The sequence below is a fragment of the Streptomyces ipomoeae 91-03 genome, from assembly GCF_000317595.1.
In the GTDB taxonomy this organism is placed as follows: Bacteria; Actinomycetota; Actinomycetes; order Streptomycetales; family Streptomycetaceae; genus Streptomyces; species Streptomyces ipomoeae.
The window spans coordinates 1-21,671 of record NZ_AEJC01000523.1; the positions used below are offsets into that span (position 1 = coordinate 1).

The following is a 21,671-nucleotide window of genomic DNA, read 5'->3' on the forward strand; positions in this document are numbered from 1 at the left end:
CGGGGCGCGCGGCGCGGACACCGCGCAGGCAGTCGCGCGCTCCCTCGGCGACGCGTGCGCCGGACTGCACGCCGAGGCCCGTATGCATGTACCCGTGGAGGTCGCCGACCGGGCCGTCGACGTGGCACGGGCGGCGGGCGCCGACGGCTGTGTGGCGGTCGGCGGCGGCTCATCGATCGGCCTGGGCAAGGCGGTCGCCCTGCGCACCGGCCTACCGCTGATCGCCGTGCCGTCGACGTACTCGGGTTCCGAGATGACCCCCGTCTGGGGCCTCACCGAACACGGCGTCAAACGCACCGGACGCGACCCGTCGGTCCTCCCGCGCAGCGTCGTCTACGACCCCGAACTCACCCTCTCCCTCCCCGTGGGCCTCTCCGTCACCAGCGGCATCAACGCCGTCGCCCACGCGGCCGAGGCCCTGTACGCGCCGGACGCCACACCGCTGGTGTCGCTGATGGCGGAGGAGGGCGTACGGGCGATGACGGGCGCCCTGCCCGAACTGGCGACCGACCCCGAGAACCTCGACGCCCGCGGCCGTGCCCTCTACGGCGCCTGGCTCTGCGGTGCCACACTCGGCGCCACCACCATGGGCCTGCACCACAAGCTGTGCCACGTCCTCGGCGGCACCTTCGGCCTCCCGCACGCCGAGACCCACACGGTCGTTCTCCCGTACGCCCTGGCCTACAACGCGCCGGCCGCCCCCGAGGCCCTGGCAGCGCTCGCCCGAGCCCTCCACACCGACGACGCCCCGCATGCCCTCTGGTCCCTCGCCGGCCGGCTGGGCGCCCCCCGCACCCTGGCCGAACTCGGCCTGAAGGAGACCGACCTGCCCACAGCGGCGGCCCAGGCCACCGGCCAGGCCTACTCCAACCCGAGGGAGATCGGCGTGTCGGGCGTACTGGGCGTACTGAGGGCGGCGTACGAGGGAAGCCGACCGACAGAGCCGTCGTGACCCCTGATATCGCCGCATTCCGACAGGGTATGTATCCGGGCGGGACACGGCACTGGGGCATGCCGTGCGTCGCCACCTCCAGGAGCGAGACGGCTCGTCGAGGGCGACCGACGTCGTCTTCGAAAGTGCGCTGTGATGACGACGGAGGCCGGGGCGGGGGACCTACCCGTGGTTCCCTTTCGGCAGTTCCTGCTGAAAATACACAGCTTATGCAATCTGTCCTGTGACTGCTGCTATGTGTATTTCGCCGCCGACCAGAGTTGACGCAGACGTCCCGGAGTGATGGCCCTGCCGGGCGCCTCCCCCGGAGATCGAGCCGCGTTGCTCACTGCGGTCGAACGGCACCCTTCTCGACGAGGACTTCCTCACGGTGATGCACCGTCACCGGGTCGGAGTGTCCGTCGGCCTGGACGGATCACCGACCGCGCACGACCGGCATCGAAGATTCGCGAACGATCCCGTCGAGACATACGAGGCGCTGCTGGACTTCGCTCCTCCCCGCGTCGACTTCCTTCTGCCGCACGGCACTTGGGAGCATCCGCCGCCGGGCCTGGAACACCGCCGCGTCCCGCCAACAAGAGCCCCGGTCGGCACACCGCACAACGAGCCGACGCCGTACGGGGATCGGCTCATCGGCGCCTTCGATCGTTGGCTCGACGCGCCGGCCAGGGAGACCCGCGTCCGGATGTTCGAGGAGGTCATGTCCGGTGTGCTCGGTGGCCCCGTGTACACCAAGGCGTTGGGGCTCGCGCCCGTGGACCTCGTGGTCGTGGAGGCGGACGGGACCATGGAGCGCTCCGACTCGCTCAAGGTCGTCGAGCAGTCCGACTCCCTCGAAGTCGTCCGGAGCGGGCCGACTGGGACCCATCTGCGCCCGCTGCTCGCCGCATACGGTGTGTGGCGCGTAGGTTAGGCTTAACCCGCGCGTTCCCACGGATCGCCGTGGACAGCGCACCGGGACGTGGCGCAGCTTGGTAGCGCACTTGACTGGGGGTCAAGGGGTCGCAGGTTCAAATCCTGTCGTCCCGACTTGTGAAGTAGCAGGTCAGAGGCCGTATCGGAGCATGCCGATACGGCCTCTTCTCACGTGGTGCCCGCAGCATGGTGAGGGATGCTGGTCTGCGACGGGCTCATTCCAGGCTCGTCATCGGGCGTTCACACCTGCGCAGCGGCTGTTGTAGCCATACCGATGGGTGTAACGTCGAAATGTGACTGCCAACAGCGAGACCGTCGGTCGAGGCAATAAGCGACGCGGTATGCAGCACCTCACGCCGGCCGGCGTGAAGGTCCTCCAGACAGCCTCGCGGCTCTTCTACGAGCAGGGGATTCGCGCCGTCGGCGTGGAGGCGATCGCGGAGGAAGCAGGCGTCACCAAGAAGACCCTCTACGACCGCTTCGGTTCGAAAGAGGACCTCATCGTCGCCTATCTGCGCGCTCGTGATGGCCTGTGGCGTTCCACGCTGGTGAAGTACGTCAACGATCACGACGGTCCCCCCGCAGAGAAAATCCTGGCCACCTTCGACGCCCTGCGCGACTGGATGCGCGAGCGGAACACGCGGGGCTGCGCCTTCATCAACGCGTCGGTGGAACTCCCCGAAGGCCATCCGGGCCGGGAAGTCGCCAGTGACCAGAAGGCCTGGCTGCTCGCCTACCTGGAAGGACTCGCCACGGAAGCCGGGGCCGAGGATCCCGCCGGACTGGCCGCCCAGGTTCTGATCCTGCACGAGGGGGCCTGCGTCGCCGATTCCATGCGGTCCCTGGATCAGGCCGTCGATCGTGCTGAGCTCATGGCAAGAATCCTCGTCGAGAGGTCACTCTCCGAGTGACCCACTCCGGACCCAGCCACATGACACGCGGGTGATGATCCCGGGTACACGTCGGCTGTCGGGACCGGCATCCCGGCCCTGACCACCAGCGAGGTTCTACGCGACGAGAGAGGCAGCGGCGAGGGAATTCAGCGCGGGCATCGGGTCGGCCGCACGGCCGTTCGCCTTCGCGCGCTCGGGCTTGCCGTCCAACTGCCCTGCCAGATCGGCTGCATACGCCCGCAGCAGGTCATGCGTGCGATAGTGGCGCTCGTCATGACGCTGAATCAGGTGCGCGGCAGCCAGATTGCGCAGCGACATTGAGGCCTCCTCCGGAGGGACACCCGCGATCGCCGCCGTGCCGGCCACGTCGATCAGATGGCCCGGGAGCAGGCCGAGCACCCGGAAGACGCGAGCACTCTGCTCGTCGAGCGCCTTGTACGAGGTCTCGAACGCGTCACGGAGGACAACGTCACCCTCGGCGAGGTTCAGCCGGGCCTGCTGGGGTTTGAGTTCGGTGGCAAGGGCGTCGGCGCTGTGGTGTTGATGGCTCACGATCCGCTCGGCGGCCGGGACCAATGCCAGTGGTAGACATCCGCATTGCTCCGCCAGTACCGATTCCAAGGTCGCCGACCTCTCGCCGGCCGAGTTCGACCGCAAGGAGATCACCCTCGCCGAGGAACTGGTCGTCGTAGTCGGCGATGAGCTATAGCCATACAGGTGGGTATACAATGAAGGTTCTCCACGCCCTGCTCAGCAGTCGGACCGCTTGGAGATCCCCGAATGAGGATGTTGCTTCAACTCGTATGGAATCTCCTGCGAGACTTCGCGTACGGAATCAACGCGGGACATGCCATCGGGCACGGTGTGCGAGTGCCGGCACGCAAACCTCCACGCTCACCCGCCGGCAGGCACGAGGGCTTCCCCCGCTGACTGTTCCGCGTGAACTCCCTTGACTTCGCGTGCACTTCAAGTTGAAGACTCCCTGTCGAGCCCGAGATGCGGGCGGAACGGGAGGAAGTGGCATGAAGTACCGCACCATCGGCTGTGATCCCAAGACCCGGCGCGATGTGAGTGTGCTGGCGCTCGGGGCCATGCACTTCGGGTCGCGGACGGAGGAGGAGACGGCCTTCGCTGTGCTTGATCGGTATGTCGAGGCCGGGGGGAACTTCGTCGACACTTCGGACAACTACGCGTTCTGGGCCGACGGGGGTCAGGGCGGGCAGAGCGAGGAGCTGCTGGGGCGGTGGCGGCGTAGTCGGGGGATCGGGGACGAGGTGGTCATCGCGACCAAGTTGGGGGCTCGGCCGCTCTCGCCCGGTAGCAATTATGTCGACAACCCCGAGGGGCTGTCCGCGAAGGTGATCCGGGAGTCCGCCGAGCGGAGTCGGGAGCGGCTCGGGGTGGAGCGGCTGGACCTGTTGTACGCGCACATCGAGGACCGGACCGTGTCCGCGCGGGAGACCGTCGAGGGGTTCGCGGAGCTGGTGGCGGAGGGCACGGTCGGGCTGCTCGGCGTGAGCAATCACGCCGTGTGGCGGGTCGAGCGGGCCCGCGCCATCGCCGCCGCGGCGGGACTGCCCGGGTACGAGGTGCTGCAGTACCACCACAGCCATCTGCGCCCCCGCACGGACGTCCCCAGCGACCTCTGGGCCGACGGCACCCTCGGTGCCGCCACCGGCGAACTGCTGAGCTACCTGGAGGCCGAGCCCGGTCTCACCCTCGTCGCCTACTCGCCGCTGCTCAAGGGCGGCTATGTGCGCCCGGACGAGTTGCCGCCGGACTACGACCACCCGGGCACCCCCGCCCGTATGAGGGTGCTGCGGGAGGTCGCGCGGGAGACCGGGGCCACCGTCAACCAGGTCGTGCTCGCCTGGCAGTTGAGTGGCCGGTTCCCGATCATCCCCCTGGCGGGGGTGTCGTCGGTGGCGCAGCTGGAGGAGAACCTCGCCGCGGTGGAGCTGGAGTTGACGGAGGAGCAGCGGGGCAGGCTGGACGCCGCGCACTGAGCGGGAGCCACCCGGCGTGGCCGCGCCGGGTGGTGTCAGCCCTGGCTGACGTTCGCGGTGAGCAGGCGCAACAGGTGCTTGGTCGTGGTGTGCTGATCAGGCGTCAGTCCCATGGCCTCGCCGATGTCCAGCGGCACGGAACGGGCCCGCTCCTTGAGCCGCGCACCCGCCTCGGTGAGGCGGATGGCGATGGAGCGTTCGTCGTCCGTACGGCGTTCGCGGCGGAGCAGGCCGCCGGCCTCCAGGCGCTTCAGCAACGGTGAGAGGGTGCTGGACTCCAGCTGGAGCGCTGCCCCCAGATCGCGTACGGAGATCGAGTCCTGCTCCCAGAGGACGAGCATCACCAGGTACTGCGGGTACGTCAGCCCCAGTTCCTCCAGCAGCGGCCGGTACCGGGCCGTGACCGCGCGCGAGGCGGCGTACAGGGCGAAGCAGAGCTGGTCGTCCAGGAGCAGGCTGTGCCCCGGCGCACTCGTCGATTCCGGTGCCGCCGCGCCCGGCGCCTGCTGTGTCGGTACGGCCCCGGCCGTGTTCACGGCGTCGCCGACTGTGTTCACGGTGTCGCTCCTCGGTCCCGTGTCGTTCTCCACGACGATCTCCAACCCTACCTTTCAGCTCTCCCAATTCTATCGATCACTACATAGTCGTACGAGAACAAGTTGTGCACGACTTAGTGGCGCGCTACTCTCTTGGTGTGCCGCCGGCCCTGGCGAAAACGCCAACCGAAGCCGCCCGCGGCACCGACCCCATCCGAGGAGAGCGTCATGTCCGAGACCATCGGCCCCCGTCCCGTCCTGGAGCCCGCCGCCGCTGCCTTCGCGGAGGCGACCGCGAACCCGCCGTACCTGTTCGACCTCGGCCCCGTGGAGGGACGCAAGACCGTCGACGAGGTGCAGTCGGGCGACATCGGCAAGCCGGCCGTGGACGAGGAGTGGGTGACCGTGCCGGACGGGCCCACCGGGGACGTCAGGGTCCGGATCGTCCGGCCCGCCGGAGCCAAGGGTGTGCTTCCGGTGATCGTGTACATCCACGGCGCCGGCTGGGTCTTCGGCAACGCCCACACCCATGACCGGCTGGTGCGCGAGCTGGCCGTGGGGGCGCGGGCAGCGGTCGTCTTCCCCGAGTACGACCTGTCGCCCGAGGCCCGCTACCCGGTCGCCATCGAGCAGAACTACGCGGTGGCACGCTGGGTCGTCACCGAGGGCGCCGACCACTACCTGGACGCGACCCGTATCGCCGTGGCCGGGGACTCCGTCGGCGGCAACATGAGCGCCGCGCTGACCCTGATGGCCAAGGAGCGCGGGGATGTCCCGCTGGTCCAGCAGGTGCTCTTCTACCCGGTCACCGACGCCGCCTTCGACAACGGCTCCTACCGGCAGTTCGCCGAGGGCTACTTCCTGCGGCGCGACGCCATGCAGTGGTTCTGGGACCAGTACACGACCAGCGAGAAGGAGCGCGCCGAGATCACCGCCTCACCGCTGCGCGCCACCACCGAGCAGCTCAAGGGACTGCCCCCGGCGCTCGTCATCACCGCCGAGGCCGACGTCCTGCGCGACGAGGGCGAGGCGTACGCGAACAAGCTGCGCGAGGCCGGCGTTCCGGTGACCGCCGTGCGCTACCAGGGCATCATCCACGACTTCGTGATGCTCAACGCCCTGCGCGAGACGCACGCCGCCGAGGCCGCGATCAGCCAGGCGGTCGCCACCCTGCGCACGGCCTTCGGTACGGTCTGACGGCCCAGTCGTTCCTGCGGCCGAGCCTGAGCCCGACAGAGGTGAACAGAAAAGGCACCGCCCCGCCCGGGAGGCATCCCGGGCGGGGCGGTGGTGTGCGGACTGGCGGATCCGCACGGGGTGTCGGGGTCAGGCGAAGTTGGCCAGGGCCTCGTTCCAGGTGGCCGACGGGCGCATGACCGCGGCGGCCTTGGCCGGGTCGGGCTGGTAGTAGCCGCCGATGTCGGCCGGCTTGCCCTGGACGGCGATCAGCTCGTCGACGATCTTCTGCTCGTTCGCGGCGAGCGTCTCGGCGAGCGGGGCGAAGGCCTTGGCCAGCTCGGCGTCGTCGGTCTGCTGGGCCAGCTCCTGCGCCCAGTACAGGGACAGGTAGAAGTGGCTGCCGCGGTTGTCGATGCCGCCGAGGCGACGGGACGGGGACTTGTCCTCGTTGAGGAAGGTCGCCGTGGCGCGGTCGAGGGTGTCGGCGAGGACCTTGGCGCGGGTGTTGCCGGTGACCTGGGCGTACTGCTCCAGGGACGGCACCAGGGCGAAGAACTCACCCAGGGAGTCCCAGCGCAGGTAGTTCTCCTTGACCAGCTGCTGGACGTGCTTCGGGGCGGAGCCGCCGGCGCCCGTCTCGAAGAGGCCGCCGCCCGCCATCAGCGGGACGACCGACAGCATCTTGGCGCTGGTGCCCAGCTCCAGGATCGGGAACAGGTCGGTCAGGTAGTCACGCAGCACGTTGCCGGTGACGGAGATGGTGTTCTCGCCGCGACGGATGCGCTCCACCGACAGCTTGGTGGCCTCGACGGGGGCGAGGATACGGATGTCCAGGCCCTCGGTGTCGTGCTCCGGCAGGTACGCCTTGACCTTGGCGATCAGGTTGGCGTCGTGGGCGCGGGTCTCGTCCAGCCAGAACACGGCCGGGTCGCCGGTGGCGCGGGCGCGGGTGACGGCCAGCTTCACCCAGTCCTTGATCGGGGCGTCCTTGGTCTGGCAGGCGCGGAAGATGTCACCGGCGGAGACGGTCTGCTCGATGACGGCGTCGCCGTTCTGGTCGACGAGCCGGACCGTGCCCGTGACCGGGATCTCGAAGGTCTTGTCGTGGCTGCCGTACTCCTCGGCCTTCTGCGCCATCAGGCCGACGTTCGGGACCGAGCCCATGGTGGCGGGGTCGTAGGCGCCGTTCGCGCGGCAGTCGTCGATCACGGCCTGGTAGACACCGGCGTAGCTGGAGTCGGGCAGCACCGCGAGGGTGTCGGCCTCCTGGCCGTCCGGGCCCCACATGTGGCCGGAGGTGCGGATCATGGCCGGCATGGACGCGTCGACGATGACGTCGGACGGTACGTGCAGGTTGGTGATGCCCTTGTCCGAGTCGACCATCGCGAGCTCCGGGCCCTCGGCGAGCTCGGCGTCGAAGGAGGCCTTGATCTCGGCGCCCTCGGGCAGACCCTCCAGGCCCTTGAAGATGCCACCGAGGCCGTCGTTCGGGGTGAGACCGGCCGCGGCCAGGGCCTCTCCGTACTTGGCGAACGTCTTCGGGAAGAAGGCGCGCACCACGTGACCGAAGACGATCGGGTCGGAGACCTTCATCATCGTGGCCTTCAGGTGCACGGAGAACAGCACGCCCTCGGCCTTGGCCCTGGCGACCTGCGCGGTGAGGAACTCGCGCAGCGCGGCGACGCGCATCACGGAGGCGTCGACGACCTCGCCGGCCAGCACGGGTACGGACTCGCGCAGGACCGTGGTGGAGCCGTCGTCACCCTTGAGCTCGATGCGGAGGGCGCCGTCCTCGGCGATCACCACGGACTTCTCGGTGGAGCGGAAGTCATCCACGCCCATGGTGGCGACGTTCGTCTTGGACTCGGGGGTCCAGGCGCCCATGCGGTGCGGGTGGGTCTTGGCGTAGTTCTTCACCGAGGCGGGGGCGCGGCGGTCGGAGTTGCCCTCACGCAGGACCGGGTTCACGGCGGAACCCTTGATCTTGTCGTAACGGGCGCGGATCTCGCGCTCCTCGTCGGTCTTCGGGTCGTCCGGGTAGTCCGGCAGCGCGTAGCCCTGGCCCTGGAGCTCGGCGATGGCGGCCTTCAGCTGGGGGATCGACGCCGAGATGTTGGGCAGCTTGATGATGTTCGCCGCGGGCGTCTTGGCCAGCTCGCCCAGCTCGGAGAGGGCGTCCGGGATGCGCTGGCCCTCCTGAAGGTACTCCGGGAAGACGGCGATGATGCGCCCGGCCAGCGAGATGTCACGGGTCTCGACGGAGACACCGGCCGGTGCGGCGTACGCCTTGATCACCGGCAGGAACGAATGGGTCGCCAGGGCGGGCGCCTCGTCAGTGTGCGTGTAGATGATGGTCGAGTCAGTCACCGGGTGCTCCGCTCCACGTCTGCAACATTGCTCGACATCAAGATATCTCGTGATCGGCGCCGACTCGACAGGGGTCCGGGGATGGGGGTGGGATGCCGGGTGCGTCGCTGGATGTCACTCGCCCCCGCCACGCATGAGAGCTCGGTCCAGGCGGTTGTTTGGCGGGTGCGGGTGGTGTGTGGTTGCTCGCGCCCACGCGGCGGAACCGCACATCCACACAGCCCCGCGCCCCTGAAAAGCAGGGGCTGCGCCCCGCTTTTCAGGGGCCCGCAGGGCCGTGTCTCTCAGGGGCGCGGGGCTGTATCGATGTGCGGCGGGGGTGGAATCGGCTAGGGCGTCATCTCGACGGTGGTGTCCCGCTGGTGGGGGATCTCCACGCCACCCCCCGGCTGGAGCGTGACCGTGCGTCGGGGCGCGGGGATGTTGATGCCCTCGACCCGGTAGCGCTTGTGCAGGCGTTTGATGAACTCGTGTTTGATGCGGTACTGGTCGGAGAACTCACCGACGCCCAGGATCACCGTCATCCCGATGCGGGAGTCACCGAAGGTGTGGAAGCGAACGGCGGGTTCATGATCGGGCACGGCGCCCTCGACGTCCTTCATGACCTCCGCGATCACCTCGTTGGTCACCCGCTCGACATGCTCCAGATCACTGTCGTAACCGACGCCCACCTGCACAAGCAGGGTCATGTCCTGCTCGGGCTGGTTGAAGTTGGTCATGTTCGTGCCGGCGAGCTGACCGTTGGGGATGATCACCAGGTTGTTGGAGAGCGACTTGATCGTCGTCTGCCGCCAGTTGATGTCGACGACATAGCCCTCCTCGCCGCTGCTCAGCCGGATGTAGTCGCCCGGCTGGACCGTCTTCGAGGCGAGGATGTGGATGCCCGCGAACAGGTTGGCGAGGGTGTCCTGAAGCGCCAGGGCCACCGCGAGACCACCGACACCGAGGGCCGTGACCAGCGGGGCGATCGGAATGCCCAGTGTCTGCAGGATCACCAGACAACCGATGGCGAGCACCGTGACCCGGGTGATGTTCACGAAGATCGTCACTGAGCCCGCCACACCGGCCCGGGACTGGGTCACCGTACGCACCAGACCGGCGATCACTCTGGCCGCCGTGATCGTGGCGACGAGGATGAGCAGCACCGTCAGCGACTGGTTCACATGGTGCTGAACCGTCCTCGTCAGCGGCAGCGCCGCCGCCGCGGTGGCCGCGCCACCGACGAACGCGCCCCACGGCACCAGCGCGCGCAGCGCGTCGACGATCATGTCGTCACCGCCCCAGCGCGTCTTCGTCGCATGGCCGCCCAGCCAGCGCAGCAGGATGCGCAGAAGGAACGCGGCCACCAGTCCCGCGACCAGAATGATTCCGGCCACGAGGCAGTCGTCGAGGGTGAGGCCCCGGGTCATCGGCCGCCTCCCGAGGGACGCGGGGAGCGACCGACGGGCCGTATGCCGGCGTCCGTGGGCCGTATGTGATGTGTCGTCACCTTGCCACCTGCTCGAATCCGGAATGCACGATCACGCTTTCCCGGACGTCTGTACGACGCCGGGCGCGACCGCTCATCCTGCCGCATCCGCCCGTCTGATCGGCACCGGACCTGCGTGGATCGGCCATTGACGGGACGTCGGGCCCGGCCGAATGTCCGGATCCGCGCGCCACGGCCTGGGCGCCACTGCCCGTACGCCACCCGAGTCATGCCGTTGTCCGTATGCCGCCGGGCGTGCGCCACGGCCTGGGCGTCACTGTCCATGCGCCACCCGAGTCATGCCGCTGTTCGTATGCCGCCGGGCATGCGTCACGGCCTGGGCGTCACTGTCCATGCGTTACCCGAGTCATGCCGCTGTTCGTATGCCGCCGGGCAGGCGCCACCGCCGGACGCCACTGCCCATGCGCCACTGCCTGGACGCCACCGAGCTACGCCACCACCCATACGTCACCGAGCACGCGCACCACCGGCTTCCGCAGGTGCCGGCCCCTCAGATCACCTTCAGCCGTACCAGCGCGCCCAGCGTCAACGCCCCCGGCAGCAGCGGCAGCCAGACCGTGATGATCCGGTACGCCAGGACGACCGCGGTCGCCACGGCCACCGGGCCGCCGGCCGCCACCAGGGCGACCACGAGCGCGGCCTCCACCGAGCCGAGGCCGCCCGGGGTCGGGATGAGGGCGACCGCGACCGTGGCGGCGAGATACGCGAGGGCCATGTGCGTCACTGGTATGTCGAGGCCCAACGCCAGCCCCACCATCACCAGTCCGGTCGCCTGGAGCACCGGGAACGCCAGCGAACCGCCCCAGAGGGCCAGGACGCGCGTCGGCCGCGTGTGCACCGAACGGGCCTCGCTCAACGCGGTGCGCACGAAACCGAGCACGGCCGTACGCAGCCGTCGTACGAGCAGGACGACGACCACGGCGACGCACACCACGGCCGCGACGCCGATCAGCAGGGGAGTGGCCATCCCGTCGGCCGCCTCGGCCCCGTCGGGCAGGAGAGCGCCGAGCCGCAGCGCGTGAGGGAAGGCGATCAGCAGGGCCAGCAGCAGGCCGACCCGGGCGATCGACTCCGCGAGCAGATACAGCGCGAGGGCCGCCGACGAGCGGGCCAGCGACACCCCGCACACCGTCATGAAGCGGAGGTTCACCGCGCTCGCGCCCAGACCGGTGGGCAGCAGATGGTTCGCCGCGCCCGCCGCGAACTGAGTGGCCAGCAGTCGCAGCGCGGGCAGCCGCTCGACGAGCGCGCCCTGCCGGGTCACGGCCGCCGCGACCCAGGTCAGACAGGTCGCGCAGACCGCCGCCACCAGCCAGGGCCACTGGGCGGTGGCCAGGTGCGCGAAGCCTTCGACGAGGACCGAGCGGTGGCGCACGGCGACGATCGCCACCAGGACGAGCGGCAGGAGACAAAGGATCTGCCGGACCGGTACGCCTCGGCGTCGCCGCTGTTCCTGGGCCTGCTCATGCTCCTGGGGGAGTGGTATCGCTGTCACACCGGGAGAGGTTCTCCGCGCCGGACCAACGGGGGGTTGCGGGCGTGCGGACGGGCGGTGACCGACGGCTCGCGAGTCCGTGCGGGTGTTCGTGTCGGCCGCGGGCAGATCAGTCGGCTTGACCTCAAGAACTTGACCTCAAGAAAGCTTGAGGTCCTAGCGTCATCCGCATGAGTATGGAGACCACCGCCTGGACCCAACTGCAGGGCATGATGAACGCCCAGCGGTCAAGCCGTCCCTTCGCCCGGACGACACTGCGCCGGATCGGCGCCTTCGCCCGTCCACATCGCCGCCGTATCGCGTGGTTCGTCATGATCGGTGTCGTGACCGCGCTGCTCGCCGTGGCGACGCCCGTGCTCGCGGGGCACGTCGTAGATGTGATCGTGTCGGGCGGGGACGAAGCACTCGTCGTCCGACTTGCCGTGCTCATCGCCCTCATCGCCATCGCCGAGGCGGCGCTCGGGCTGCTGGGCCGACGGCTGTCGGCGACCCTCGGCGAGGGACTCATCCTCGATCTGCGAACCGCCGTCTTCGATCATGTGCAGCGCATGCCGGTCGCGTTCTTCACACGTACTCGTACGGGAGCGCTCGTCAGTCGTCTCAACAACGACGTCATCGGCGCGCAACGGGCGTTCAGCAACACCCTGTCCGGAGTGGTGAGCAATCTGGTGACCCTGCTGCTCACCCTCGCCGTGATGCTCACCCTGTCCTGGCAGATCACCCTGCTCTCGCTCGTCCTGCTGCCCGTCTTCGTCGTCCCCGCCCGGCGGATGGGCGCCCGTATGGCCCGGCTCCAGCGGGAGGCGGCCAACCTCAACGCGGCCATGGGCACACGGATGACCGAGCGGTTCTCGGCCCCCGGAGCCACACTGGTGAAGCTCTTCGGGCGACCGGAGGACGAGTCCGCGGAGTTCGCCGAACGCGCCCGCCGGGTGCGGGACATCGGGGTGCGGACGGCGATGGCGCAGTCGGCGTTCATCACCGCGCTCACCCTGGTCTCGGCCCTCGCGCTCGCCCTGGTCTACGGCCTCGGCGGCTGGTTCGCGCTGCGCGGCACCCTGGAGGCGGGCGCGATCGTGTCCCTGGCTCTGCTGCTGACCCGGCTGTACGCGCCGCTGACCGCGCTCGCCGGGGCGCGCGTCGAGATCATGAGCGCCCTGGTGAGCTTCGAACGCGTCTTCGAGGTGCTGGACCTGAAACCACTGATCGAGGAGAAACCGGACGCCCGCGAGGTGCCCGACGGCCCGGTGGCCGTGGAGTTCGACGACGTCCGCTTCGGCTACCCGTCCGCCGACAAGGTCTCCCTCGCCTCCCTGGAGGAGGTGGCCGCCCTCGACACCCGCGGCGGCACCGAGGTCCTGCACGGCATCTCCTTCCGCGCCGAACCCGGCCAGACCGTGGCCCTCGTCGGCTCCTCCGGCGCGGGGAAGTCCACCGTCGCCCAGCTCCTGCCCCGGCTCTACGACACCGACGCGGGCAGCGTCCGTATAGGCGGCGTCGACGTACGCGACCTGAGCGCCGAGTCGCTGCGCGGCACCCTCGGCATGGTCACCCAGGACGGACACCTCTTCCACGACACCGTCCGCGCCAACCTGCTCCTCGCCCGCCCCGACGCCACGGAGGACGACCTGTGGGACGTCCTGCGCCGGGCCCGCCTCGACGACCTCGTACGGTCCCTGCCCGACGGCCTCGACACCGTCGTCGGCGAACGCGGCTACCGGCTCTCCGGCGGCGAACGCCAGCGGATGACCATCGCCCGGCTCCTCCTGGCCCGCCAACGCGTCGTCATCCTCGACGAGGCCACCGCCCACCTCGACAACACCTCCGAGGCCGCCGTCCAGGAGGCCCTCACCGAGGCCCTGGAGGGCCGCACCGCCGTCGTCATCGCCCACCGCCTGTCGACCGTACGGGCCGCCGACCAGATCCTCGTCGTCGAAGCCGGCCGCATCGTGGAACGCGGCACGCACGACGAGCTGTTGGCGGTGGGCGGGCGATACGCGGAGCTGTACCGGACGCAGTTCCGGAAGACGGAGGCGGCGGAGGCCGAGGTCCCGGTCGCCGCAGCGTAGAAAGGGGCTCGCGGGTAGGAGATGGCTCGCGGGCAGGAGAAGGCTCGCGGTTCTCCGGAGTTCAGCCCTCGACGCCCGTCGCCGTGTGGGCGGCGCCGACCGGCTTGGACTCCGGGGAACCGCGCTGACGCAGATAGATCGACAGGATGGCCATGGAGGCGATGGCCAGGAACTCCGACTGCCAGTTCTGCAGCGTACGGCTCCAGAAGTCGGCCGACACGATGTACTCGGGCCAGCTCATCGGCGCCTGAAGCTGCCTCAGCTGATCCTCGTTGTACGCCGCCACACCGGCGATCGACTGGGCCAGCCAGGACAGCACGAACACCGCCCCCATGACATAGCCCAGCGAACTGGCGTACAGCTTGAGGCGGAGACCGCCGGCCGCCGCCCAGCGGGGGGAGTCCGCGTTCGCGTGCGGTCCGACGCGCTGCTCCTTGTCGGACTCGACACCGATCTTGTGCAGGCTCTTCGACTCCGGTGAACCGCGCTGCACCAGCCACACCGTCAGAAAGATGTAGAGGAAGAACTGCAGGTACTCGGACTGCCAGTTCTCCGTGACGTCGACGGCGAAGTCCGAGGAGGTCACGTAGTCGCCGATGGTGATCTGCTGGAGGTCGTCCGCCGCGAGTTGATTGTTGAAGTCGGCGTGACCGGCGAACGCCTGTCCGATCACGGCGAGGACGAACAGCGCGAGGAAGGCGAGTCCGAGGCCGTTGTCCCGCAGGAATCGCCGAAGGGACCGGCTCATCGGTGCAGCACCCCCAACGTGATGCAGTAGGCCAGACCACCCGCGATCACCAGCAGGCACAGAGCGAACAGCACACGCATCAGCCCTCACCCGCCCTTCAGCAGGCACTGGTAGGGCCGCTCCGGGCGCGGGGTGCACCCGGCGGCGGTGACCTTCCAGCCATCGGAGAACTGCGACAGGAACAAGGTGTCCGCCGGGAACACGACCCGGGCCTGCCGTCCGCTGACGTCGACGCCCTCGATGCCGCCGCGCACCGGTGCGGCGGCCGGGACCTCCTCCGTCAGGACCCCTTTCGCGCAGGTCGTCCGGGAGGACTGCTCGACCTCCTCGCGGACGCCCGGTGCCAGTACCGCGCACACGGCGGCCCCGTCCCGGGCGCCGAGGGCCCGCTCGAAGTCGAGAGCCGCGTCCCTGGCCGCCGTGCGCCGCCCCTCGACCACCCCGCAGCCGACCGTCAGCACGAGCGCGGCCCCCGCCGCCACCGCCGCTCCCCACCGCCATCGCCAGGGCATCGCAGGCCTCCCGTCCGGCTGTCCACGGATGTGTCGACGGACCGTACTCCCCCTCCCCGGTCCGCCCCGCGCGCCGCGCTACGGGCACGCACCCCCGTCCCCCGACCGGGCCAACCGGGGCCGACCGGCCCCGGGAACCCTAGGCGTCCGAGCCGTGGACGCCGTTCACCGGCAGCTGATAGACCGCGAAGGCGCGGCGGATGACCGGCTGGGCGACATTGCGCACCCGTACACCGCCGCTGGTGATGCCGTGCTCGGTGCCCAGGTGGGCGTGGCCGTGGACGGCCAGGTCGGCGCCCGACTCGTCCATCGCCTCGGCCAGCAGATAACTGCCGAGGAAGGGATAGATCTCCAGCGGCTCACCGACGAGCGTGTCCGGTACGGGGGAGAAGTGCGTGAGTGCGATACGGACCGCGCAGCCGTGCTCGGCCAACTCGTCGAGGGCGCCGCGCAGGCCGTCCGCGAGCCCTCGGGTGTGGCGGACGAAGGCCTTCATCTCGGGTTCCCCGAACTCGCTGCCGCTGCGCCCGGCGAAGCCGCCGCCGAATCCCTTCGTTCCGGCGACCCCGACCTTGACCCCGTCGACCTCGACCATGGTTCCCTCGCCCTCCAGCACGGTCACCCCCGCCTCCCGCAGCACGGCCGCCACGTCCTCGGGCCGCTCGGCGTGATGGTCGTGGTTGCCGAGCACGGCGATGACCGGCACCGGCAGCCCCGCCACCTCGTCGGCGACCACCCGCGCCTCCTCCGGTGTGCCGTGGCGGGTGAGATCCCCGGCGAGCAGCAGGAGGTCCGCATGCTCGGGCAAGGTCTCGAACGCCGGCCGGAGCAGCCCGCCGCTGTCCGGCCCCAGATGGATGTCCCCGACGGCCGCGACCCTGATCACGGCAGCTCCTCGGTGTGATCCGGCACGCTGACGTCGGCCAGCGCGATGTCGGCGCGGACGGCCACGCCCGGCAGCTCCTCCGCCGCGGCGCGCAGGATGGCGTCACGGTCGGCGGCGGTGGACGCGGTGCCGGTGATGTGCACGGTGTCGCCGCGCGCCTCGATCCGCATACCCAGCTCGGCCAGATCACCGTGCGCGAGCCGCTCGCCCAGATGGGCCATGCGGTACTCGCGGTTCAGGCCAAGGTGGGCGCCGCCGACCGCTGGACTCGTGGCGGTCGCGGTCTCCGGGCCCACCGCGGTGCCGACCTCCGGGCCTTCACCGGCCTCGACCCCGGTCCCGCCCCCGGTCCCGGGGACGGGGTCATGTCGTGGTGTCTCCATCGCCGGTCTCCTCCGGCTCGATCACATTGAGGCGCTCCAGCAGGTACAGGAAGGCCGCGGGCATCGGTTCGGCGCCGCACTCGCGCCGTACCCCGCTCCAGTCGATCTTCTCCCGCAGGGTGCGGGCGATCGGCAGTACGGCACCGAAGTCGCAGTAGTGCTCGGAGAACGCCAGGAGGCGTCCGACGAGCAGATCCGTCGCCGCCAGCACGGGCATCCACACGGACTCGACCGACATCATCTCGGCCCGGTCCAGGAGCTCCTGGCTGACCGGCGCCCGGGCCGACCGGAAGATCAGGTCGACGTCCTGGCCGTGGCTGCTGGTCTTCAGCAGCCAGTCCTCCGGGGGCTCGACCACTTCGAGCCCGGAATCCTCCAGCGTGGCCGTGACGGCTTCGATTCCTTCCGGCAGCACACAGAAGTCGACATCGTGCTGGAGAGTCGCCGGGCCGCCATGGGCGTAGACGGCGACGCCGCCCGCCAGCGCGAAGGGGTGCCCGGCGGCCTTGAGCAGCGAGGCGACCTCTTTTGCCGCTTCGAGAATGGCCTGCGTCCGATCCGGCGGGAGCCCGTCGTCAATCGGGTCGGCGAGATCACTCGCCGACCTGACACCGCCGTTCCGTGCCTTCAAGACGCGTCTCCGGCCGTTGTGAGGGGTGCGCGAGAGCACTGGAGCACGAACGGGAACTCCATCCCTCCACGATAGTGCGGCTTTCGCCGATGGCCAGGCGGGCTGCTCCGCCGCCGGGCACACGCGTGCCGGGCTGTGCCGGAGGCCTTCGGCACAGCCCGGGGACATGTGGCGAAAGTCCCGCCCGCCGCCGGACGGACGACGGGACTTTCGCGGCACGCCCCGATCCCATCGCCACCGCCGTAGGACCCGGCTGATCATGGTCGAGGGCTATCCGATGGCGCCCCTCGAGATCGAGCAGGCGATCGCCGCGCACCCGGACGTCGCGGCCGCACTCGTCTTCGGCGTGCCCGACGCCGACACCGGTGAACGCGCGATCGCCCTGGTCGAACCGGAGCCCGGACGCCGGATCGACCCTGCGGCTCTGCTGGACCATCTGTCCGGTCGCCTCGGCGCGTACAAGCACCCCAGCGAGATCGCCGTCGTCGAGAAGCTGCCGGTCCTGTCCAGCGGAAAACTCGGCCGGCAGCGGCTCGCGGCCGAGTACACGTCGTCCCACACCGGCTGAGGAGGACACCCCGCCGTGAAGTTCGGCTTCGTCATGTTTCCCACCCAGGACGCCATTCCGCCCGGTGACCTCGGCACCCTCCTCGAAGACCGCGGCTTCGAGTCCCTGTTCATGCCCGACCACACCCACATCCCGGCCGTCACGCCCGAACAGGACGACGTCGCGAACCTCGCGCCGGAGTTCAAGAACGGCATGGACCCCTTCGTCACTCTGGGCGCCATCGCACAGGCCACCGCGACCCTGCGCATCGGCACCGCCATCCTGTTGGTCCCGGAACGCGACCCCATCATCACCGCGAAGCAGGTCGCCTCGGTGGACATCCTCTCCGGTGGCCGGATGCACCTGGGAGTGGGACCGGGCTGGATCAAGCAGGAGTTGCGCAACCACGGCACGAACCCCGACGACCGCTGGCAGGTCATGCGGGAGCGCGTCGAGGCCATGCGGCAGATCTGGACCCACGACATCGCCGCCCACCACGGCGACTTCGTCGACTTCGACCACGTCACGTCCTGGCCGAAGCCCGTCCAGCGGCCCCATCCGCCGATCCTGGTGGCCGGCAACGGCCCCCGCGTCACCGAACGCGTCCTCGCCTACGGCGACGAATGGATCCCCATGGCCCGGCCCGGAGCCCTCGACCACATCGCCGAGTTCAAGAAGACCGCCCGCAGACCGGGCAGCGACGAGCCCCTCCCCGTCACCCTCTTCGGGGGTGAACTCCGCGACGTCGACGCCTACGAGGCCGTCGGCGTCGACCGTGTCCTGTTCTGGGTGAGGCCCGTCGACACCACCCGGATGACCAGAACCATCGACCGGATCGCCCTCCGCCTCGGCGACCGCCTGCGCTGAACGAACCGACCAGCGAAGACAATCACCACCCGACGAAAGGCCGCCGGCAGATGCGACCCCCCACCACCGAACCCGTGGTCCTCGGCCCCGACTTCATCGAGGATCCACACTCCGTCCACGCCCGGCTGCGCGAGCAGGGCCCGGCGCTTCAGGCCGTCATGCCCACCGGACTGAAGGCCTGGCTCGTCACCGACTACGAGAAGGGCCGTGCCCTGCTCGCGGACCCGCGGCTGAGCAAGAACATGGCCGACGCCGGGCACCTGTTCGAGCGCCACCAGACCGACATGAGCCGGCAGCGGGACTACTCTCACGCGATCCAGAAGTCGATGATCAATATGGATCCGCCGGACCACACACGGCTGCGCGGTCTGATCGGCAAGGCGTTCACCATGCGCCAGGTGAAACGTCTGCGCCCCCGGATCGCGCAGATAGCGGACGAGCTGCTCGACTCGTTGGCCGGCCGCATCGAGTTCGACGTCATCACCGAGTACGCCGCGCCCCTGGTCAGCATGGTCATCGCCGAGATGCTCGGCGTACCGGAGGAGCACCGCGCCGAGTTCCGCGCCATATCCGACGTCCTGACCTTCGACGCCGATAGGGAGACCGTGGACAAGGCCTCGAACGCGCTGTTGGTCCTGGTGAGCGACATCGTCGAGGCCAGACGCGCCGACCCCGACGACCGCCTGATCAGCTGGTTGATCCTCGCGGCCGACGGCGAGGACCGGCTGAGCCACGAGGAGATCGTGTCCCTCGTCGTCGTACTCTTCGTCGGCGGGTTCGACACCACGGTCAACCTCATCGGCAACGGCACGCTCTCCCTGCTGCGCAACCCGGACCAGCTCGCCGTCCTGCTGGCCGACCCCTCGCTCCTGCCCAACGCCGTCGAGGAGTTCCTGCGCTTCGAGGGTTCCGCCAACATCAGCCACTTCCGGCGCACCGTCGAACCGATCCCCGTCGGGGACGTGACCATTCCCGCCGACGAGTTCGTCTTCGTCGGGCTGCTCTCGGCCAACCGCGACCCGGACCCCGACCGGCTCGACGTGACCCGCTCGGAAGCCGGCCACATCGCGTTCGGCCACGGCATCCACCACTGTGTGGGCGCGCCACTGGCCCGGGCCGAGGGCGAGATCGCCTTCGGTCGGCTGCTCGACCGCTTCCCGTCGCTGGGGTTGGCGATCGACCCGAGCGAGCTGATGTGGCGGCCCAGCATGCTCCATCGTGGGATGCGTTCACTGCCTGTCCGTGCGGAGTCACGATGACCGTACACCCACCCCCGTGGGAGCTCCGACTCGGGCGAGGCGACGGCATAGGCAGCGGCGCCGGTGCTGCCGTACCCTGTGCCGCGTCGGCGCGTACCCCGCCCGGGGACGCGACCTTTTCACCACGGGAGCACCGGCCCATGCTGCGCACCATGTTCAAGTCCAAGATCCACCGAGCCACGGTCACCCAGGCCGACCTGCACTACGTCGGGTCCGTGACCATCGACGCCGAGCTGCTCGACGCCGCCGATCTGCTGCCCGGTGAGCTGGTGCACATCGTCGACATCACCAACGGCGCCCGCCTGGAGACGTACGTCATCGAGGGGGAGCGTGGCTCGGGGGTCGTCGGGATCAACGGTGCCGCGGCCCATCTCGTCCATCCCGGAGACCTGGTGATCATCATCAGCTACGCTCAGGTCTCCGACGCCGAGGCCCGCACCCTGGAGCCCAGGGTCGTGCACGTGGACCGCGACAACCGGATCGTGACCCTGGGCGCCGACCCGTCCGAGCCCGTCCCGGGCACGGAGCAGCGGCGCAGCCCGCAGGCCGTCACGGTCTGACTCCCCGAGCGGCCTTCGAGCCGGCGGCCTTCCGGCAACCGCCTTCGAGCAGCCGCCCGACGTCCGGACCGCTCCGACCGCACACGAGGAGTGCCTCAATGAGCGACGTAGACATCCGCGACGACCGGGCGGCCGGCCGCCTGGAGGCCTTTGCCGGCACAGAGGGGGAGGAAGGAAGGGAGCTGGCGGGGCACATCCAGTACTTCGTCCTCGAATCCCCCCGGCGCGCACTCGTCCCCGTCCACACGATCGTGGAGCCCGCGCACGAGGGGAAGGGCGTCGCCGGGTCGCTGGCACGAGAGTTGTACGGCATGGCCGCACACGAGGGCATGGTCGTCGCGCCGCTGTGCCCGTACGTCGTGAAGTGGGCCGAGCGGCACCCGCAGGAGGCGCCGGCCGTCGAACCCGAGCTGCTGCGGGCGGCCAAGGACTGGCTGACCGCTCACCCCGAGGGATTCTGAGGAACCCGATGCTCGCCCTGCTGCACACCTCGCCCGTGCACATCCCGGTCTTCGAAGCACTCCGCGACGAGGACCACCCGGGTCTGGAGCTACGGCACTTCGTCGCCGAGGACCTGCTGACCCGCGCCGGAACCGACGGCCCCAAGGCGGTCGCCGACGACGTACGGGCACTGCTCGACCAGGCGGTCGCCGAGGGCGCGACCGCCGTGCTGTGCACCTGCTCGTCCATCGGCGGCGTCGCCGAGGACGCCGATCCCGGTGTGCCCGTGCTCCGCGTGGACCGCCCGATGGCCGCCGCCGCCGTGGCCGCCGGTCCACGGATCGTCGTGCTCGCCACGGTACGCAGCACCCTGGACCCCACCGTCGCTCTCATCGAGGACGAGGCCACGGGCCCGGTGGAGATCCGGACCCTGCTCCTCGACGAGGCCTGGGCCCTGTTCCGGTCCGGCGACACCGAGGGCTACGCCCGCGCGGTCGCCGCAGCCGCCGACGAGATCACCGACGCCGACGCGATCGTCCTGGCCCAGGCGTCCATGACCCCCGCCCAGCACTTCACCACGACCGAGGTACCGGTCCTGTCCAGCCCCCGTCCGGGCCTGGCGGCGGGAGCACACGCGGCACGCCCGACCGAGTGAGTGGCCGTGCGGGGGCAGGGTACCCGTGGGACAAGTCCATGGCCGACGTAGCCACCGCTGGAGGACGCCATGACCCACCCCGACCCGGACCCGGTCAAGCCCGGTCCCACGCCCGGCCCGGGCCCCGACCGTCCTGACCCCTTCCCATCTCCACTCCCCAACCCCGTCCCGGAACCGGACCCCATCCCGAAGCCCCCGGGCCCGGACCCGGTGCCGGGAGAACCGACGCCGAAGCCGCTCTCGTGACAGGAGCCCGAACAGACGCACAACGGCCCGGCGTG

The 21,671-nt window shown here is 69.9% G+C and carries 23 protein-coding genes and 1 tRNA gene; 14 read left to right on the forward strand and 10 right to left on the reverse strand.

The window, feature by feature from the left end; all coding sequences use genetic code 11:
• The 5 genes from STRIP9103_RS33935 to STRIP9103_RS33950 form a co-directional block, all read left to right on the forward strand.
• On the forward strand, positions 1-952 hold a 952-nt coding region (locus STRIP9103_RS33935), incomplete at its 5' end, for a maleylacetate reductase (RefSeq protein ID WP_009328752.1).
• 52 nt (positions 953-1,004) lie between these two features.
• Complete coding sequence (locus tag STRIP9103_RS52215; protein ID WP_258539612.1) at positions 1,005-1,088, forward strand: hypothetical protein; 84 nt, start codon at positions 1,005-1,007, stop codon at positions 1,086-1,088.
• Between the two features lie 237 nt (positions 1,089-1,325).
• Positions 1,326-1,865 carry a hypothetical protein gene (locus STRIP9103_RS33940; RefSeq protein WP_052315601.1) on the forward strand — a complete coding sequence of 180 codons (540 nt, stop codon included), beginning with the start codon at positions 1,326-1,328 and terminating at the stop codon, positions 1,863-1,865.
• A 42-nt stretch (positions 1,866-1,907) separates the two neighbouring features.
• Positions 1,908-1,981: transfer RNA gene (locus STRIP9103_RS33945), tRNA-Pro, on the forward strand.
• Between the two features lie 227 nt (positions 1,982-2,208).
• On the forward strand, positions 2,209-2,778 hold the full coding sequence (locus tag STRIP9103_RS33950) for a TetR/AcrR family transcriptional regulator (protein WP_009328784.1): 570 nt from the start codon (positions 2,209-2,211) through the stop codon (positions 2,776-2,778).
• 96 nt (positions 2,779-2,874) lie between these two features.
• Here the strand turns inward: STRIP9103_RS33950 and STRIP9103_RS33955 are convergent, their stop codons facing one another.
• Positions 2,875-3,381 carry a hypothetical protein gene (locus STRIP9103_RS33955; RefSeq protein WP_141582133.1) on the reverse strand — a complete coding sequence of 169 codons (507 nt, stop codon included), beginning with the start codon at positions 3,379-3,381 and terminating at the stop codon, positions 2,875-2,877.
• A gap of 401 nt (positions 3,382-3,782) precedes the next feature.
• Here STRIP9103_RS33955 and STRIP9103_RS33960 point away from each other — a divergent pair, with 401 nt between their 5' ends.
• A complete protein-coding gene (locus tag STRIP9103_RS33960; RefSeq protein WP_009328773.1) occupies positions 3,783-4,766 on the forward strand; it encodes an aldo/keto reductase in 984 nt (327 codons plus the stop codon).
• Positions 4,767-4,801: 35 nt separating this feature from the next.
• On the opposite strand, the gene STRIP9103_RS33965 is transcribed toward STRIP9103_RS33960, so the two are convergent.
• Positions 4,802-5,221, reverse strand: coding sequence for a MarR family winged helix-turn-helix transcriptional regulator (locus tag STRIP9103_RS33965; protein ID WP_048821486.1), 420 nt, complete (start codon positions 5,219-5,221; stop codon positions 4,802-4,804).
• A 309-nt stretch (positions 5,222-5,530) separates the two neighbouring features.
• Here STRIP9103_RS33965 and STRIP9103_RS33970 point away from each other — a divergent pair, with 309 nt between their 5' ends.
• Positions 5,531-6,499 (forward strand): alpha/beta hydrolase, encoded by a 969-nt coding sequence (locus STRIP9103_RS33970; protein ID WP_009328764.1) that lies wholly within the window; start codon positions 5,531-5,533, stop codon positions 6,497-6,499.
• 129 nt (positions 6,500-6,628) lie between these two features.
• Here the strand turns inward: STRIP9103_RS33970 and STRIP9103_RS33975 are convergent, their stop codons facing one another.
• The 3 genes from STRIP9103_RS33975 to STRIP9103_RS33985 form a co-directional block, all read right to left on the reverse strand.
• Positions 6,629-8,848, reverse strand: a complete 2,220-nt coding sequence (locus STRIP9103_RS33975; protein ID WP_009328751.1) for an NADP-dependent isocitrate dehydrogenase — start codon at positions 8,846-8,848, stop codon at positions 6,629-6,631.
• 329 nt (positions 8,849-9,177) lie between these two features.
• Positions 9,178-10,257 carry a mechanosensitive ion channel family protein gene (locus STRIP9103_RS33980; protein ID WP_009328770.1) on the reverse strand — a complete coding sequence of 360 codons (1,080 nt, stop codon included), beginning with the start codon at positions 10,255-10,257 and terminating at the stop codon, positions 9,178-9,180.
• A gap of 570 nt (positions 10,258-10,827) precedes the next feature.
• A complete protein-coding gene (locus STRIP9103_RS33985) occupies positions 10,828-11,832 on the reverse strand; it encodes a lysylphosphatidylglycerol synthase transmembrane domain-containing protein (protein WP_009328768.1) in 1,005 nt (334 codons plus the stop codon).
• Between the two features lie 176 nt (positions 11,833-12,008).
• Here STRIP9103_RS33985 and STRIP9103_RS33990 point away from each other — a divergent pair, with 176 nt between their 5' ends.
• Positions 12,009-13,901 carry an ABC transporter ATP-binding protein gene (locus STRIP9103_RS33990; RefSeq protein ID WP_009328766.1) on the forward strand — a complete coding sequence of 631 codons (1,893 nt, stop codon included), beginning with the start codon at positions 12,009-12,011 and terminating at the stop codon, positions 13,899-13,901.
• 61 nt (positions 13,902-13,962) lie between these two features.
• On the opposite strand, the gene STRIP9103_RS33995 is transcribed toward STRIP9103_RS33990, so the two are convergent.
• The 5 genes from STRIP9103_RS33995 to STRIP9103_RS34015 all read right to left on the reverse strand — a co-directional run bounded on the left by STRIP9103_RS33995 (position 13,963) and on the right by STRIP9103_RS34015 (position 17,061).
• Positions 13,963-14,649 (reverse strand): DUF6766 family protein, encoded by a 687-nt coding sequence (locus STRIP9103_RS33995; protein ID WP_009328779.1) that lies wholly within the window; start codon positions 14,647-14,649, stop codon positions 13,963-13,965.
• A gap of 86 nt (positions 14,650-14,735) precedes the next feature.
• Complete coding sequence (locus tag STRIP9103_RS34000) at positions 14,736-15,161, reverse strand: hypothetical protein (RefSeq protein WP_063747346.1); 426 nt, start codon at positions 15,159-15,161, stop codon at positions 14,736-14,738.
• A gap of 139 nt (positions 15,162-15,300) precedes the next feature.
• Complete coding sequence (locus STRIP9103_RS34005; RefSeq protein ID WP_009328783.1) at positions 15,301-16,047, reverse strand: metallophosphoesterase family protein; 747 nt, start codon at positions 16,045-16,047, stop codon at positions 15,301-15,303.
• Complete coding sequence (locus STRIP9103_RS53220; protein ID WP_009328759.1) at positions 16,044-16,430, reverse strand: hypothetical protein; 387 nt, start codon at positions 16,428-16,430, stop codon at positions 16,044-16,046. The genes STRIP9103_RS34005 and STRIP9103_RS53220 overlap by 4 nt, the downstream gene beginning before the upstream one ends.
• The gene (locus tag STRIP9103_RS34015) at positions 16,411-17,061 is read right to left on the reverse strand and encodes a nucleotidyltransferase family protein (protein ID WP_009328790.1); all 651 of its coding nucleotides are present in this window, start codon (positions 17,059-17,061) and stop codon (positions 16,411-16,413) included. The genes STRIP9103_RS53220 and STRIP9103_RS34015 overlap by 20 nt, the downstream gene beginning before the upstream one ends.
• Before the next feature lie 259 nt (positions 17,062-17,320).
• Here STRIP9103_RS34015 and STRIP9103_RS34020 point away from each other — a divergent pair, with 259 nt between their 5' ends.
• The 6 genes from STRIP9103_RS34020 to STRIP9103_RS34045 all read left to right on the forward strand — a co-directional run bounded on the left by STRIP9103_RS34020 (position 17,321) and on the right by STRIP9103_RS34045 (position 21,390).
• Complete coding sequence (locus STRIP9103_RS34020) at positions 17,321-17,629, forward strand: AMP-binding enzyme (RefSeq protein WP_009328772.1); 309 nt, start codon at positions 17,321-17,323, stop codon at positions 17,627-17,629.
• Positions 17,630-17,644: 15 nt separating this feature from the next.
• Entirely contained in the window at positions 17,645-18,475 is an 831-nt protein-coding gene (locus STRIP9103_RS34025) for an LLM class F420-dependent oxidoreductase (protein WP_009328786.1), read from the forward strand.
• Between the two features lie 50 nt (positions 18,476-18,525).
• Positions 18,526-19,734, forward strand: coding sequence for a cytochrome P450 family protein (locus tag STRIP9103_RS34030; RefSeq protein ID WP_048821483.1), 1,209 nt, complete (start codon positions 18,526-18,528; stop codon positions 19,732-19,734).
• Positions 19,735-19,874: 140 nt separating this feature from the next.
• Positions 19,875-20,294, forward strand: coding sequence for an aspartate 1-decarboxylase (gene panD / locus STRIP9103_RS34035; RefSeq protein WP_009328775.1), 420 nt, complete (start codon positions 19,875-19,877; stop codon positions 20,292-20,294).
• Positions 20,295-20,392: 98 nt separating this feature from the next.
• Positions 20,393-20,755, forward strand: a complete 363-nt coding sequence (locus STRIP9103_RS34040) for a GNAT family N-acetyltransferase (RefSeq protein ID WP_009328754.1) — start codon at positions 20,393-20,395, stop codon at positions 20,753-20,755.
• 8 nt (positions 20,756-20,763) lie between these two features.
• Positions 20,764-21,390, forward strand: a complete 627-nt coding sequence (locus tag STRIP9103_RS34045) for an aspartate/glutamate racemase family protein (protein ID WP_009328777.1) — start codon at positions 20,764-20,766, stop codon at positions 21,388-21,390.
• The last annotated feature ends 281 nt before the right edge of the window (positions 21,391-21,671 follow it).

What these genes read in the sequence shown, in the direction of transcription:
- STRIP9103_RS33940 (WP_052315601.1), top strand. Translation starts at nt 1,326, where the DNA reads ATGCACCGTCACCGGGTCGGAGTGTCCGTCGGCCTGGACGGATCACCG.
- STRIP9103_RS33950 (WP_009328784.1), top strand. Translation starts at nt 2,209, where the DNA reads ATGCAGCACCTCACGCCGGCCGGCGTGAAGGTCCTCCAGACAGCCTCG.
- STRIP9103_RS33960 (WP_009328773.1), top strand. Translation starts at nt 3,783, where the DNA reads ATGAAGTACCGCACCATCGGCTGTGATCCCAAGACCCGGCGCGATGTG.
- STRIP9103_RS33970 (WP_009328764.1), top strand. Translation starts at nt 5,531, where the DNA reads ATGTCCGAGACCATCGGCCCCCGTCCCGTCCTGGAGCCCGCCGCCGCT.
- STRIP9103_RS33980 (WP_009328770.1), bottom strand. Translation starts at nt 10,257, where the DNA reads ATGACCCGGGGCCTCACCCTCGACGACTGCCTCGTGGCCGGAATCATT.
- STRIP9103_RS33990 (WP_009328766.1), top strand. Translation starts at nt 12,009, where the DNA reads ATGGAGACCACCGCCTGGACCCAACTGCAGGGCATGATGAACGCCCAG.
- STRIP9103_RS33995 (WP_009328779.1), bottom strand. Translation starts at nt 14,649, where the DNA reads ATGAGCCGGTCCCTTCGGCGATTCCTGCGGGACAACGGCCTCGGACTC.
- STRIP9103_RS34000 (WP_063747346.1), bottom strand. Translation starts at nt 15,161, where the DNA reads ATGCCCTGGCGATGGCGGTGGGGAGCGGCGGTGGCGGCGGGGGCCGCG.
- STRIP9103_RS53220 (WP_009328759.1), bottom strand. Translation starts at nt 16,430, where the DNA reads ATGGAGACACCACGACATGACCCCGTCCCCGGGACCGGGGGCGGGACC.
- STRIP9103_RS34020 (WP_009328772.1), top strand. Translation starts at nt 17,321, where the DNA reads ATGGTCGAGGGCTATCCGATGGCGCCCCTCGAGATCGAGCAGGCGATC.
- STRIP9103_RS34030 (WP_048821483.1), top strand. Translation starts at nt 18,526, where the DNA reads ATGCGACCCCCCACCACCGAACCCGTGGTCCTCGGCCCCGACTTCATC.
- panD (WP_009328775.1), top strand. Translation starts at nt 19,875, where the DNA reads ATGCTGCGCACCATGTTCAAGTCCAAGATCCACCGAGCCACGGTCACC.
- STRIP9103_RS34040 (WP_009328754.1), top strand. Translation starts at nt 20,393, where the DNA reads ATGAGCGACGTAGACATCCGCGACGACCGGGCGGCCGGCCGCCTGGAG.
- STRIP9103_RS34045 (WP_009328777.1), top strand. Translation starts at nt 20,764, where the DNA reads ATGCTCGCCCTGCTGCACACCTCGCCCGTGCACATCCCGGTCTTCGAA.